At 46.9% G+C, this 13,271-nt stretch carries 13 protein-coding genes and 1 pseudogene; 4 read left to right on the forward strand and 10 right to left on the reverse strand.

What is annotated here, in order from left to right:
* Positions 1-58 precede the first annotated feature (58 nt).
* Entirely contained in the window at positions 59-2,287 is a 2,229-nt protein-coding gene (locus QT990_RS33860) for a leucine-rich repeat domain-containing protein (protein ID WP_333466305.1), read from the reverse strand.
* Positions 2,288-2,574: 287 nt separating this feature from the next.
* Between QT990_RS33860 and QT990_RS33865 the strand changes: the two genes are divergently transcribed.
* Complete coding sequence (locus QT990_RS33865; RefSeq protein ID WP_333147434.1) at positions 2,575-2,844, forward strand: type II toxin-antitoxin system VapB family antitoxin; 270 nt, start codon at positions 2,575-2,577, stop codon at positions 2,842-2,844.
* 69 nt (positions 2,845-2,913) lie between these two features.
* Positions 2,914-3,150, forward strand: coding sequence for a hypothetical protein (locus QT990_RS33870; protein WP_333147436.1), 237 nt, complete (start codon positions 2,914-2,916; stop codon positions 3,148-3,150).
* Between the two features lie 129 nt (positions 3,151-3,279).
* On the opposite strand, the gene QT990_RS33875 is transcribed toward QT990_RS33870, so the two are convergent.
* From QT990_RS33875 to QT990_RS33905, 7 genes are all read right to left on the reverse strand, one after another.
* Positions 3,280-3,600 (reverse strand): DUF433 domain-containing protein, encoded by a 321-nt coding sequence (locus QT990_RS33875; RefSeq protein ID WP_333147438.1) that lies wholly within the window; start codon positions 3,598-3,600, stop codon positions 3,280-3,282.
* Between the two features lie 234 nt (positions 3,601-3,834).
* Positions 3,835-4,152, reverse strand: coding sequence for a 30S ribosomal protein S10 (gene rpsJ, locus QT990_RS33880; RefSeq protein WP_445251358.1), 318 nt, complete (start codon positions 4,150-4,152; stop codon positions 3,835-3,837).
* A 217-nt stretch (positions 4,153-4,369) separates the two neighbouring features.
* Positions 4,370-5,599, reverse strand: a complete 1,230-nt coding sequence (gene tuf, locus QT990_RS33885; RefSeq protein ID WP_333147440.1) for an elongation factor Tu — start codon at positions 5,597-5,599, stop codon at positions 4,370-4,372.
* 101 nt (positions 5,600-5,700) lie between these two features.
* Entirely contained in the window at positions 5,701-7,773 is a 2,073-nt protein-coding gene (fusA, locus tag QT990_RS33890; protein ID WP_333310643.1) for an elongation factor G, read from the reverse strand.
* Positions 7,774-8,118: 345 nt separating this feature from the next.
* A complete protein-coding gene (gene rpsG, locus QT990_RS33895) occupies positions 8,119-8,589 on the reverse strand; it encodes a 30S ribosomal protein S7 (RefSeq protein ID WP_006632196.1) in 471 nt (156 codons plus the stop codon).
* 145 nt (positions 8,590-8,734) lie between these two features.
* Positions 8,735-9,115: a 30S ribosomal protein S12 gene (rpsL, locus tag QT990_RS33900; RefSeq protein WP_006632197.1), complete on the reverse strand. Its 381-nt coding sequence runs from the start codon at positions 9,113-9,115 to the stop codon at positions 8,735-8,737.
* Between the two features lie 99 nt (positions 9,116-9,214).
* Complete coding sequence (locus QT990_RS33905; protein WP_333147444.1) at positions 9,215-9,358, reverse strand: hypothetical protein; 144 nt, start codon at positions 9,356-9,358, stop codon at positions 9,215-9,217.
* 595 nt (positions 9,359-9,953) lie between these two features.
* Between QT990_RS33905 and QT990_RS33910 the strand changes: the two genes are divergently transcribed.
* Both QT990_RS33910 and QT990_RS33915 read left to right on the forward strand, forming a co-directional pair.
* Positions 9,954-10,157 carry a hypothetical protein gene (locus tag QT990_RS33910; RefSeq protein WP_333147446.1) on the forward strand — a complete coding sequence of 68 codons (204 nt, stop codon included), beginning with the start codon at positions 9,954-9,956 and terminating at the stop codon, positions 10,155-10,157.
* A 218-nt stretch (positions 10,158-10,375) separates the two neighbouring features.
* Positions 10,376-11,227, forward strand: coding sequence for an Npun_R2479 family HD domain-containing metalloprotein (locus QT990_RS33915; protein WP_333147448.1), 852 nt, complete (start codon positions 10,376-10,378; stop codon positions 11,225-11,227).
* 146 nt (positions 11,228-11,373) lie between these two features.
* Here QT990_RS33915 and QT990_RS33920 read toward each other — a convergent pair whose 3' ends face one another.
* Complete coding sequence (locus QT990_RS33920) at positions 11,374-11,889, reverse strand: transcriptional repressor (protein WP_333147450.1); 516 nt, start codon at positions 11,887-11,889, stop codon at positions 11,374-11,376.
* A 468-nt stretch (positions 11,890-12,357) separates the two neighbouring features.
* Positions 12,358-12,842 (reverse strand): annotated as a pseudogene (locus tag QT990_RS33925) (hypothetical protein).
* Between the last annotated feature and the right edge of the window lie 429 nt (positions 12,843-13,271).

Raw genomic sequence — 13,271 nt, forward strand, 5'->3', positions numbered from 1 at the left:
CTGAGGGATAACCGCTCCCATGCTCCCGATGAAGTAAGAAGCAAATGTCGAGACTTGTCTAGTATTTGTGTAGCAGGATAACTACATTTTTGAGGATGGGGTCTTTTTGGAAGTGGAGGATGATACCCAAGTCGTGGAGGTATTTACTGAGACTCAACATGGCGGGTTTATCGGACTTGTTGAAGCCTTGGCCGGCGCAGATATTGAAAAATTCACTGACTTCGATATGGGTTTGGCGTTGGGAATAGTTTTCCACAACATAGCGGACGTTTGCCCAGCGTTTGGGGATGGGCGTATTGATGTGTTCGAGGGTGGCGATGCGGTTTTGCAGGGCCCGTTGGAGGGCTTCAAGTCCCCGATTGGTTTTGAGATTGGTAGCGAAATCTTTTTCTAGGTTGCGAAAGTCCCCCCGCTGTTGGGAGAGGTTAATTTCGCAGCGGATGTCTTGTTTTTCGTTTTGGACGAGGAAGACGGGACTGCCGTCGCTGAGGAGTTCGATCATACTCAGCCAGTAGCAGAGGTTGGGGTTTTGGCGGCGGTTATCGACGAGGAGGACATACACAGAACGTTTGGTGAGGAAAAATTGGTGGGTGGCGTGGTAGATTTCCTGTCCGCCAAAGTCCCAGAGGTGAACGCGGAAAGGTTTGCCGTTGGGTTGTGGGAATTCCCAGCGCATCACATCAATGCCTTCGGTGGAGGGTTCTCGTTCTTTGAGTTCGTAGTTGGGGTTGAGGAGTTTGTTTGCTAGGGTGGTTTTGCCCGCTTCGCCTTCGCCGACAATCAAAAGTTTGGCTTCGTTGAGTTCTTCGGTAGCATTGGGGTCGCGAGTTTGGAAGTAGAAATCGAGAATGGCACGTATATCGCCAGGTTGAGATGATTGTTTTCCGCCCAATATTTCCAGCGGAATTGGTATCGGATTACCTCGCAAATCCAGTTTTTCCAGCTTCTCCATGCTGCCGATGGCTTCTGGGATGGATGTAATCTGATTGTTAATCAGGTCAAGGTGTGTCAGATTGGACAGTTGCCAGATGGCATCTGGGATTTGGGTAATCTGATTTCTTCTAAGATCAAGGTGTGTCAGATTGGACAGTTGGCCGAGCGCCTCTGGGATTTGGGCGATCTGATTGCTTCTGAAGTCAAGGTGTGTCAAATTGGATAGTTGGCAGATCGCATCTGATATTTGGGCGATCTGATTGTTAAAGAGGTAAAGCTGTGTCAGATGAGATAGTTGACCGATCGCATCTGGGAGTTGGGCGATCTGATTGCTGCTGAGGTAAAGCTGTGTCAGATTGGATAGTTTGCCGAGCGCTTCAGGAATTTGGGCGATCTGATTGTTATGGAGGACAAGTTGTGTCACCTTCGACAGTTTGCCGAGCGCCTCTGGAATTTGTGTTATTTGATTGTGACTGAGGTTAAGCTCTGTCAGATTCGACAATTGACCGAGCGCATCTGGGAGTTGTGTTATTTGATTGTGATTGAGGACAAGCTCTGTCAGATTCGACAATTGACCGAGCGCATCTGGGAGTTGTGTTATTTGATTATGACTGAGGACAAGCTGTGTCAAATTCGACAGTTGGGCGAGCGCTTCTGGGATTTGGGTAATCTGATTGTGCCAGAGGTGAAGCACTGTCAAATTCGACAGTTGGGCGAGCGCTTCTGGGATCTGGGTAATCTGATTGTGCCAGAGGTGAAGCACTGTCAAATTCGACAGTTGGGCGAGTGCTTCCGGGATTTCGGTTATGTGATTGTAACCGAGGTAAAGCCCTGTCAGATTGGATAATTGAGCGAGCGCTTCTGGGATTTCGGTTATGTGATTGTTAAAGAGGTAAAGCTGTGTCAGGTTCGACAGTTGGCCAAGCACTTCTGGGATTTGTATTATTTGATTGTGACGGAGGTTAAGCTCTGTCAGATTGGATAATTGAGCGATATCTTTTGGAATTTCTTTTAAATTAATGCTGTTTAAATTTAAACTCTCTAATTGCTTCATTTCCAGCAGGAATTCTGGTATTTTTCCAAATGGATTGCCACTGAGGTCGATCGAGCGCAAATTTTCCAGCGCTCGCAATTCCTTTGGCAGCGTACTTAATTGATTGGTGATTAATTTCGGAGTCAATTTACCATCAACCCATTCCCCTTTTTCCACCTTCCCCAACACCAACGTCTCAAGCTGCGTGCACTTGCCAATCTCCGGCGGCAATTCCTCCAAGTCCAGCCCCGACAAATCCAATTCTGTCTGGTTCTGGGAGGCGACTTGATCGATTAACTGCAACAACTCCTCTCGCGTCATGCCCTTTATCTCTCGCTAGTCTTCATTTTATTGTGACAGTATTTTTAGTTTGGTGGGGAATTGCGCGCGCATCGCCATCTAAGAAACCGGGTTTTTTGGAGTTTTCTCGGCTGTGACGAAGTATGATGGCAAAAACCCGGTTTCTGGGATCTGGTGCGAGGAAGGGCGATCTAAGAAACCGGGTTTTTTGGAGTTTTCTCGGCTGTAACGAAGTATGCTCGTAAAAACCCGGTTTCTTGCCTAAGCATTACTATTATAATAAAAGAGCAGTTAAAAGAGGAAAGCCAATGGTGACAAGCCTGAATGTGGATACGGCGCTGCTGCAAGAGGCGATCGAACTAGAACGAAATATTTCCCTGGAAACCCTAGTGGAAATTGCCTTGCGCGAATACATTCAACGCCGCAAACAGTCGCAGCATCTCGAACTTAGCTTTGGAGAATCTCTTGGTGCATTTCGAGAAAAATATCAACTGCATGAACTGGGTTTAAATCCTGATGAAATTTGGGGAGAAATTCGCGATCGAACTTTGGCAGGGCGCGAGGTCATCTTTGAATGACTCTGCGTTATTTACTCGATACTAACATTATCTCGCCCGCCTGTTCGTCCTATTCCGAATGCCAATGTGATGGCTAAACTAATTGAGGCAAAATCAACTGTGGCGATTGCCTCGAACGTTTGGCACGAAGTTCTGTTAGGCTGTTATCGAATGCCAGATTCTATGCGCCGCGCGATCGAAGCCTATCTTCAGGAAGAAGTGAAAAGAAAATTACCGATTTTGCCCTACACTAAAGAAGTGGCTGAGTGGTTCGCTTTCTTAACGAGCAAGACTCATCCCGATCGGTCTTACACCGTCTTATGCTGATGGACAAATAGCAGCGATCGCTAAAGTCAATAATCTGATTCTGGTAACACGAAATGTTGCTGATTATGCAAACTTTCAAGATTTGCCGATAGAAAACTGGTTTTCTTAAACTTTATCCATCTTACCCTTTCAATCATCGGTTTGATGAGAAATAATAATACGATCGATTTCTTCGCGGTGGCGATCGTAATAACGCCAAGCATTTTCTAGATCGCGATCGTCCAAGACTGGATAATTCCGAAGTAACTCAGCCTCATGGGCCCCCTGTTGGTGAAGCGAAACGAGTGTCCAAACAGGAATGCGGGTGTTGCGAATCCGGGCATTTCCTCCACAGACTCCAGGTGTACTCTGAATCGCCCTAGCGGAAAGTTTTTCTTGGAACAACAAACTCTCTTCAGGTGTCAGCGATTCAATGACTTGAATTAAGGAGTCAACCAACTGAATGTTCATAGCTGGTAATTGAAGAAATATCGAATAGCGATCGCTTAAACTATCATAGCAAATTTCTCCAAAAAGCAAAGAATCTTATCAACCATAGCATTACCATCAACGCAGCTTACAACACCTCGATCGTATTCTCAACTTTAAAACTTGTTTCTGACTATCCTTGCGTCCGGGAATGAAAAAAAAGGAACAAAGTATTTTTCCCTTGTTCCTTTTTTTGTTATTTTCCCAGCCCTCAATCTATAGCTTGACTTCGATATCTACGCCGGCTGGCAAATCCAGTTTCATCAAAGCGTCAATTGTTTTGGCCGATGGCTGCTGAATGTCGATGATGCGGCGGTGCGTGCGGGTTTCAAAGTGTTCGCGAGAATCTTTGTCTACGTGGGGCGATCGCAGCAAGCAGTAAATCCGTCGTTTTGTCGGTAGGGGAATCGGGCCGATCGCTATGGCTGCTGTCCGATTTGCTGTATCTACAATCTTTTCGCAGGATGCGTCTAGAATTCGGCGATCGAAAGCTTTGAGGCGGATGCGAATTTTTTGTTGTTGAATTGTTGCCATTTTTGTTTCTTGAATTTTCGAGGTTCAGTTTATTTTTAGCCATTAGTCATTAGTCATTAGTCATTAGTCATTAGTCATTTGTTATTTGTTATTGAACATTTAACCCATAACTACTAACAACTAGCCACTAACCTATAACTACTCACTACTCACTAAATAGCAGAAAAGCCTATTGACATTTGGCGGCTTTTCTGCTACTTAAGCTGTTATCGGAGTCCTACTTGAGGATTTTGGAAACAACGCCGGCGCCGACGGTGCGGCCGCCTTCGCGGATAGCGAAGCGCATTCCTTGTTCGATCGCGATCGGGTGAATCAACTCAACAGTCATTTTGATCCGGTCACCGGGCATCACCATTTCTGCTTCACTACCGTCATCAGCGGTGAACTGGTTGATCGTGCCGGTCACGTCAGTGGTACGAACGTAGAATTGAGGGCGATATCCAGAGAAAAAGGGCGTGTGCCGGCCACCTTCTTCCTTCTTCAGGATGTACACTTCAGATTCAAACTGAGTATGAGGACTGATGGATTTGGGCTTGGCAATTACCATGCCTCTTTCAATATCCGCCTTTAAAATCCCCCGCAGCAGTAGACCCACGTTGTCGCCTGCCAAGCCTTCATCCAACGACTTGGTGAACATTTCCACACCAGTCACCGTAGTGCTGCGAGTGTCCTTAATGCCAACCACTTCTACTGTTTCGCCGACTTTGATTGTGCCGCGCTCAATCCGACCAGTAGCAACAGTACCCCGACCAGTAATCGAGAATACGTCTTCAACTGCCATCAAGAAAGGCTTGTCAACTTCGCGTTCTGGTGTGGGGATGTAAGAATCTACTTCTTCCATCAGCTTGTAGATTTTGTCAACCCACTCATTTTCGCCCTTGACAGTCTTGGGATTAGCAAGCATCGCTTCGAGAGCTTTCAATCCCGAACCTGTGACGATGGGGATGTCATCACCAGGAAAATCGTAAGAACTCAAAAGTTCGCGAACTTCCAGTTCTACCAATTCCAACAGTTCAGCATCATCCACCATGTCTTCTTTGTTCAAGAAGACAACCAGGCTGGGAACGCCAACTTGCTTAGCTAGCAGGATGTGTTCGCGAGTTTGAGGCATGGGGCCGTCTGCCGCTGACACTACTAGGATGCCGCCGTCCATTTGAGCAGCACCGGTGATCATGTTTTTCACATAGTCAGCGTGTCCGGGGCAATCTACGTGGGCATAGTGCCGACCTGTGGTTTCGTATTCCACGTGGGCAGTATTAATCGTAATACCCCGTGCTTTTTCTTCAGGCGCAGCGTCGATGTCGGCGTAGTTCTTAGCCTTTGCTTGACCTAGTGCAGAGAGAGTCATCGTAATCGCGGCGGTCAAAGTTGTTTTGCCGTGGTCAACGTGACCGATCGTGCCGATGTTTACGTGGGGTTTATTCCGTTCAAATTTTGCGCGTGCCATTCTTGATCTGTTCCTTGTTTCTTTTAGCGATTTTAGACTTGAGATTTTAGATTCTAGACTTTGGATTCAATCCAAAATCCAAAATCTAAAATCCAAAATCATTAGTTCCCTTTGTTCTTAGCGATAATGGCTTCAGCCACGTTTCGCGGCACTTCTTCGTAATGGCTGAATTCCATTGTGAAGATGCCTCGACCTTGGGTTTTCGAGCGGATGTCGGTGGCGTAACCAAACATTTCTGCTAGTGGAACTTTTACAGAAACTTTGGCTATCCCCTGATCCGTCTCTTGACCTTCGATCTGACCCCGACGCGAGTTGAGGTCTCCGATGACGTTCCCGATGTAATCTTCGGGAACTTCAACCTCTACTTTCATCATAGGCTCTAGCAGCACTGGCGACGCCTTCATCACGGCTTCTTTGATCGCCATTGAACCGGCGATCTTAAATGCCATTTCTGAGGAGTCTACGTCGTGGAAAGACCCGTCTACCATAGTAGCTTTGAGGTCAATCACGGGATATCCTGCTACAATACCTGATTCGCACGCTTCTTTCATCCCTTGTTCTGCAGGGCCGATGTACTCTTTGGGTACAGTGCCACCAACAATTTTGGAGACAAATTCAAAGCCGCTTCCGACTTCGGTGGGTTCTAGTTCGATCACGACGTGACCGTACTGACCTTTACCACCGCTTTGGCGGATAAATTTACCTTCGGCGCGGACGGCTTTGCGAATGGTTTCGCGGTAGGCTACTTGTGGCTGACCCACGTTCGCTTCTACTTTGAATTCCCGCAGCATCCTGTCAACCAGGATTTCCAGGTGCAGTTCGCCCATACCGGCGATGACTGTCTGGTTGGTTTCTGGGTCAACGTTGACTCGGAAGGTGGGGTCTTCTTCCGAGAGCGACTGGAGGGCTTTGGAGAGCTTCTCCATATCTTGTTTGGTTTTGGGTTCGACAGCCACCGAGATGACTGGCTCTGGAATAAACAGAGATTCCAGAATCACTGGCGCTCCTTCTTCGCAGAGGGTGTCGCCGGTGAAGGTGTCTTTCAAACCCAAGGCTGCTCCCAAGTCTCCGGCTCGGAGTTCCTCAACTTCTATCCGATCGTCCGCTTTGAGTACAATTAGGCGAGAAACCCGCTCTTTTTTGTCTTTGGTGGAGTTCTGGACGTAGGTGCCTTTTTTGAGGATACCGGAGTAGACGCGAACAAAGGTCAGGCGACCGTAGGGGTCTGCCATGATTTTGAAGGCCAGGGCTGACAGCGGGGCGTTGTCGTCGGCAAACCGCTCGGCTGTGTCGCCGTTGGGCAGGAGTCCTTGAATTGGAGGAACTTCCAAGGGCGACGGCAGATAGTCGATGACTGCATCCAATAACAACTGAACGCCTTTGTTTTTGAATGCCGAACCGCACAACATGGGGACGATCGTACCTTCGACAGTGCCGTGACGCAGGGCCAAGCGGATTTCCTCTTGCGTTAACTCTTCGCCTTCGAGGTATTTCTCGGTGAGGGCGTCGTTGGTTTCTGCTACCGACTCGATCAGCTTGGTGCGGTATTCTACGGCTAGATCCTTTACTTCATCGGGGATTTCTACTTCCGCGATGTCAGTTCCCGTGTCGTTGTTGTAGATATAGGCTTTCATTTGCACTAAGTCTACAATTCCCCGGAAGTTTTCTTCACTGCCGATCGGGATTTGGATCGGTACGGCGTTCGCTCTCATTCGATCGCGAATTTGGCCGTAGACTTTGTAGAAGTTTGCGCCCATCCGATCCATTTTGTTGACGAACACGATCCTCGGTACTTTGTACCTATCGGCCTGTCGCCAAACTGTTTCGGATTGCGGCTGCACTCCCCCTACCGAGCAGAACACTGCGATCACTCCGTCGAGCACTCGCATCGAGCGTTCGACTTCGATCGTGAAGTCTACGTGTCCGGGAGTGTCGATGATGTTGATTTTGTAATCTTTCCAACTGGTGGTGATAGCAGCGGCAGTAATCGTAATTCCCCGCTCCCGCTCTTGCTCCATCCAGTCAGTGACTGCTGTTCCCTCGTGCACTTCACCCATTTTGTGAACCATGCCTGAATAGAACAGAATTCTTTCAGTTGTTGTTGTTTTGCCCGCGTCTATGTGGGCTGCGATGCCGATGTTGCGAGTTTTTTCTAGCGGGACGGTACGTGCCACAGCTACCTCCTTAATTTTGTGTTGCTGTTATAATACTATTATACTACACAGTAACCCTATTTTGAACTCCCCAGCGACTTACAAAAGCCTCGGAAGCTTATTGTTACATTTTAATATTTTTTGCAAGATTTGTTTACAAAAATATTAAGGATGCGACATGGAGGATTCAGAGAGTGCATGAATTTTGAGTGCGTGAATTTTAATTTTGGGAGTTTTGAGTTTGCTTCACGAATCGCAATTGCGCCAAGAGAAGCAATCTCAACACTCAAAACTTACACTTTCCAATTTCTCACCCGATGCTTTTATACCGAACGATCGCGCTCCTCTCCATGCCCGTTGTTGCAGTTAGTAGCGGTAGTGAGCAAAAGCCTTGTTAGCTTCAGCCATACGGTGAGTTTCTTCGCGCTTGCGAATAGCACTCCCTGTTTCGTTAGCTGCATCCATCAGTTCGTTGGCTAGCTTGGCGGCCATTGAGCGGCCGGTGCGGGCGCGGGCAAATCTGATCAGCCAGCGGAGGGCGAGGGTGGTACCGCGATCGGAACGCACTTCCATCGGCACTTGGTAGGTGGCGCCACCTACCCGGCGGGCTTTGACTTCGACCAGGGGTGTTGCGTTTTTGACTGCTTTTTCAAACAAGTCTAACGGTTCAGCCCCTGTGCGTTCTTGGATTGTTTTGAGGGCGTCGTAGACGATGCTGGAGGCAACGGATTTTTTGCCGTGCTGCATGATCCGTCTCACCATCATGCTTACCAACCGGCTGTTGTAGGTTGGATCTGGTGGAACTGGACGTTTTTGAATAACTGTGCGGCGAGACATAGTTCTATTTGGGATTTTTGATTTTGAATGATTGAGTTTGGGGTTTTGGGATCACATCTCGATTTATGACGATCGAGCGTGCAATTGATCGGCGCGATCGGATTTATTTTTGCTTCCCAACCCCGACGAGCGGGCGAGTTCCGTGTTATTTTTTCTCTTTAGGACGCTTGGCCCCGTATTTGGAACGACCCTGCTTGCGGTCTTTCACCCCAGCGGTGTCTAATGTACCCCGAATGATGTGGTATCTAACTCCGGGCAGATCTTTTACCCGACCGCCCCGGATCATTACTACCGAGTGTTCTTGCAAGTTGTGACCGATCCCTGGGATGTAGGCGGTGACTTCAAAACCAGATGTCAGCCGCACCCGAGCCACCTTCCGCAGCGCCGAGTTGGGTTTTTTCGGGGTGGTCGTGTACACTCTGGTGCAAACTCCGCGGCGCTGCGGGCAACTCTTGAGAGCTGGCGATTTGGTTTTTTTCTGCGTTTGTTCCCGTGCTGAACGGATGAGTTGCTGAATAGTGGGCATGAGTTACGGCATTTCTAGCTTTTTGCTGAATATAGTGATTTGGCTGTATCCGCACTGAAAGTCCCTTCCCCTCTGGGGGGACGGGATGAATGAAAATAATTATGGGTAAGTGAGGATACCAGACTCTGTATTGTACACGACGCGAGTTTCTTTGGCAAGAAATTTGCGCGATCCGCGATCGAACTTCCTTCCTTGCTGCAAGTTGTCCGGGGGCGAGCGCAACGGGAGAATGGTATGTGACATCCTATAATTTAGGCGCAACTATGATGATTTTCACAGCCGTCACCAAAATTTATGACGATCGCCATATCGCGCTTTTTCGATCGAATTACCATTGTGAGGAGAGGCGCCTTAACTGCTACACAAAACTTGGCTAAACTTATTTAATTCTTACCATTCAATCAGGATTGCTCCTGAAGGGTCTGCTTCGGATCTTCACCCAAGGGAGTCGGCTCGCAACTTGTCCACAGGCGTTAATTCGGGCGGAGCAACACCCTAATTGAGTTAATTTTAGTTGAAGCTTTTAGCCATGAGTCATCCACTATTTTCAACCAATTTAACGAAACGCGGACTCCCGTTCGACCTTTTTACAGGCTGGTCAGTTTTGACATGCGCTGTGGTTTACAAACCAGATGCTTAAGCCTTTTTTAGGCATTGGTTTAATCATACCGCCCACAATGTTAATCAGTCAAGTTAAGTATGACTAAGTTTAGTAAATTTTGGGGCTAGTTAGTCCAACTCCAGCCTGCGATCGCATCACAGTGTATAGCCGATCTACATCACATAAAGTTATCTAAAATTGCCGCACAATAAGAAATATACATTGAGTTGACGGCAGATGACAACTAAAGCTTATATTCCTGAATATAAAATTTCCGAACTTTACTTGAATATTTGGAAATCCGGTAAGATCGATCGGACTGTGTTCCAGCACATTCAATACGCAATTAATTCTCACAGTTTAAAAAGTTCAGACGATCGAAAAATTGTCAGCAGGCTGCTGTATGCAGTACGGCGGGGATGGGTGTCAGTGACGGACTGAGTTGCTTGGGAGTTTTGAGTCAGGGCGCGAGATTGCTTCGTGACTCCCCGGGCGTAGCTGCGTCACTGAGTTGTGAGATTGCCACCCATTTGCCGCCCACAGAGCACAACGCACGCGGGGTGCAGGAGTTGTGAACTAAAATCTCATCCATAAAATTAGAGGACTCCCCCATAGATGCACCGCTCTTAAAAGGAAATATTAAGGTAAAAGGACACGGTATGTTTAATTCTACAGAACTGCTGATCGAGGCTTTCATCCAACAACTTCAGAACGGGTACAGCCGCACTTACGGAGGCTACAAATCAGACTATGCTGACATTATTGCCTGGGTGGGCGCAATGGCGTTAGAAAACATCGCTAACAGCGACGCTCTTTATCACAATGTAGAACACGCCATTTGCATTAGCTTAGTCGGTCAAGAAATCTTGCGGGGAAAACACATTCGCCAGGGCGGAGTTTCCTGCGAAGATTGGCTGCACTTCATCATTTCTTTGCTGTGCCAAGACATCGGATATGTCAAAGGAGTTTGCCGACAAGACCAAGAATCCGAAGGATTGTATGCTACGGGAAAAGATGGCATGAGAATTGCACTTGCTCCCGGTGCAACAGCGGCTAGCTTAGCTCCTTACCGAGTTGACCGAGCTAAATTGTTCATTGACGAGCGCTTCGGCAACCACAAGCTAATTAATGCTGAGATAATTAAGCAGAACATAGAACAGACTCGTTTCTCGGTTTTTGACGGCAACACTGACGAGGAGGCAGTTAATTACTCTAGTTTAGTTCGCGGTGCTGACTTGATAGGTCAGCTCAGCAACCCGCAATATTTGCAGAAAATTGGCGCGTTGTTTTACGAGTTGGAAGAAAGCGGTGCTACTAAACTTTTGGGCTACCGACATCCGGGCGACTTGCTGCAAAGCTACTCTAAGTTTTACTGGAGCGGCATTTATCCTCACATCAGTGAATCTCTCGGTTACTTGCAGTTGACTCAGGAAGGCAAACAGATTGTTGCTAGTTTGTACGCTAACATATTTCGGATGGAACACCAACGTTGCGATTCTGAGGTTGCTTGATTGCAAAAGTGCAGTCAGCAGTCAGCAGTCAGTTGTCAGTTGTCAGTTGTCATTGGTTATTTGTAGGTGCTAATAACTAACAGCTCATAACGAAGAAAAAAGCACAAATTACCAATTACCAATTACCGAAGTGTATTTCATCCAAATCAACTAATTTCCTCATCAGTTTCTGAATGATATCTGGGACACAACCAATTGCTGGGTACCAAAGAAGGCCATCCGTCCCGTAGCGCTTCCAAACAAACCGCACGCACAGTTAACTGACAGTCTAGCAGTTCTACCCCAGCTTTTTCAACTTGCTTTTTGCCAATTTTTAAAATGGATTCATCGCTAAATTCAAAGGTTTTGTGACACTGAATGCAAACCAGATGGTGGTGGTGGTGCAATTCGGGAAAATTCAGTTCGTAATGTTTGTGTCCTTCTGCTAATTCTAGTTCACGCAAAATTCCTATCCTTGCTAATAAATGCAGCGTTCGGTAGACAGTAGACAAGCCAATTCGTTCTCCTTTATTCTGCAATGTCTTGTATAATTCTTCCGCACTTAAATGATTGCCTTGCGGTAGATTTTGAAAGACACTCAAAATAGTTTCTCGCTGGGGAGTCAGGCGGCAGCCTCTCTGGTTTAGTTCGACTTTGAGTGAGTTAGCACTGTATAAATTCATGTCGGAAAAAATAAAAAAGTTGAACGAGGATTCTAGGGGATTATCTGTTATTTATTCGTGCTATTTTTTAGATTCTCCTAAAGTGTATTTTCCGTGAGAATATATCTAATTTTGAACTCCCCCTTTAGTCCAGGGTAATCTGATAGCCACCTATCCCCCTTACTAAAAGTGGAAGTGAAAAAGTGGTTTTCGGTATTTGTGCGTAATTTTTGTGAAGTTTATAGCAATTTTGCTGATAAGCATTGGCAAAACCAGTTTTAGGTTCAAAGTCAGTGCAACCATCGCATCTTTAGTACAAGCAACGCACGGGCGCACTGTAAATGTGTGGCGGTAGTCCTTAGTAAAAAAATCCCCATAACAAGGAATTGGATACAAGCGCTTGATTTGATGCGCTCCTTGCGGCAATGTTACGGACAGACTCCACAAAAATAATCAAAGTGGCGATACATAAATATTAGAAAAAAACAGTCATAAACCACCTAAATACATAGCTTTGGCCACCAACAAGAAGGTAGCGACACCCAGCAAAACTAGGCGGATGCCCAAGATGGTGGTCATTTTGTCTGCGTCTTTCCATGTGTAGCCAAAGAAAAAAGTTCTTGCTTCGAGGGTGGCTGGCCCTTTGAGGGAGTAAAAGATGCCGCCGAAGCCGAGAAAGAGGTGAATCGCCCTAAGGGCGAAGTACGGATAGTATCGACAATTTTGCCTCCCGCACCCCCGCCCAAGCCGAGTCTGGCTAGGTTTGGCAATAGGATTAAGCCTTGTTCGTACATGGGTAATTCGGGGTTTAAGCGGGAAAGCTTTAATAGGGTAGAGACTCCCGCCCAGAAGACGATGAGGCCGGCATGGGCGACGTGGGTACCTAGCAAACGGCCCGAAAGGTTGATTAAGCGGGCTTTGCCGACCCACCAGGGAAATGATTTTCCTTCGGCTGGGAAGGATTTTTTTGCCATGCTGGTCACGGCGATTTACCTCTTGAGAAAGATGCCAGGGGAGTTTTCAGCGATCGCAGGTTATTGATATAGATAATCAACAATTTTAGTAGTTTCGTCAAGGGGTATTTGAGAAAAATTTTCACTGATTGGAGTTCAGGTATGTAAATCTGTAGGAAAAAAAATCGTTATATCACGATGATGAGTGTTTTTGGCGCTTGATCGGAATTGGGCTTCTCGTTAGCGAAAATAGCAGCTAAAGGAATACCTCTAAATTTATTGATAAATAATATTATTAAGGAGTATTAGGGCTAGAGTTAATGGCTACTGGTTGACCGAAGAACGAGCCCGCCGGGCCCCTGGCTTTAGACACGGGGATAAGTCGGTAGCGGTTTCAACCGCCTTCAGTTTTTGATATAATTCAAACAGCAAGTAAGAATAACCATCTAC

The sequence above is a fragment of the Microcoleus sp. T3_B1 genome (assembly GCF_036700445.1).
Taxonomy (GTDB): domain Bacteria; phylum Cyanobacteriota; class Cyanobacteriia; order Cyanobacteriales; family Microcoleaceae; genus Microcoleus.

Bases quoted from the DNA above. Each gene is read 5' to 3' on its own strand.
- QT990_RS33860 (WP_333466305.1), bottom strand. From the start codon at position 2,287: ATGACGCGAGAGGAGTTGTTGCAGTTAATCGATCAAGTCGCCTCCCAG.
- QT990_RS33865 (WP_333147434.1), top strand. From the start codon at position 2,575: ATGGTGACAAGCCTGAATGTGGATACGGCGCTGCTGCAAGAGGCGATC.
- QT990_RS33870 (WP_333147436.1), top strand. From the start codon at position 2,914: ATGGCTAAACTAATTGAGGCAAAATCAACTGTGGCGATTGCCTCGAAC.
- QT990_RS33875 (WP_333147438.1), bottom strand. From the start codon at position 3,600: ATGAACATTCAGTTGGTTGACTCCTTAATTCAAGTCATTGAATCGCTG.
- rpsJ (WP_445251358.1), bottom strand. From the start codon at position 4,152: ATGGCAACAATTCAACAACAAAAAATTCGCATCCGCCTCAAAGCTTTC.
- tuf (WP_333147440.1), bottom strand. From the start codon at position 5,599: ATGGCACGCGCAAAATTTGAACGGAATAAACCCCACGTAAACATCGGC.
- rpsG (WP_006632196.1), bottom strand. From the start codon at position 8,589: ATGTCTCGCCGCACAGTTATTCAAAAACGTCCAGTTCCACCAGATCCA.
- rpsL (WP_006632197.1), bottom strand. From the start codon at position 9,115: ATGCCCACTATTCAGCAACTCATCCGTTCAGCACGGGAACAAACGCAG.
- QT990_RS33905 (WP_333147444.1), bottom strand. From the start codon at position 9,358: ATGTCACATACCATTCTCCCGTTGCGCTCGCCCCCGGACAACTTGCAG.
- QT990_RS33910 (WP_333147446.1), top strand. From the start codon at position 9,954: ATGACAACTAAAGCTTATATTCCTGAATATAAAATTTCCGAACTTTAC.
- QT990_RS33915 (WP_333147448.1), top strand. From the start codon at position 10,376: ATGTTTAATTCTACAGAACTGCTGATCGAGGCTTTCATCCAACAACTT.
- QT990_RS33920 (WP_333147450.1), bottom strand. From the start codon at position 11,889: ATGAATTTATACAGTGCTAACTCACTCAAAGTCGAACTAAACCAGAGA.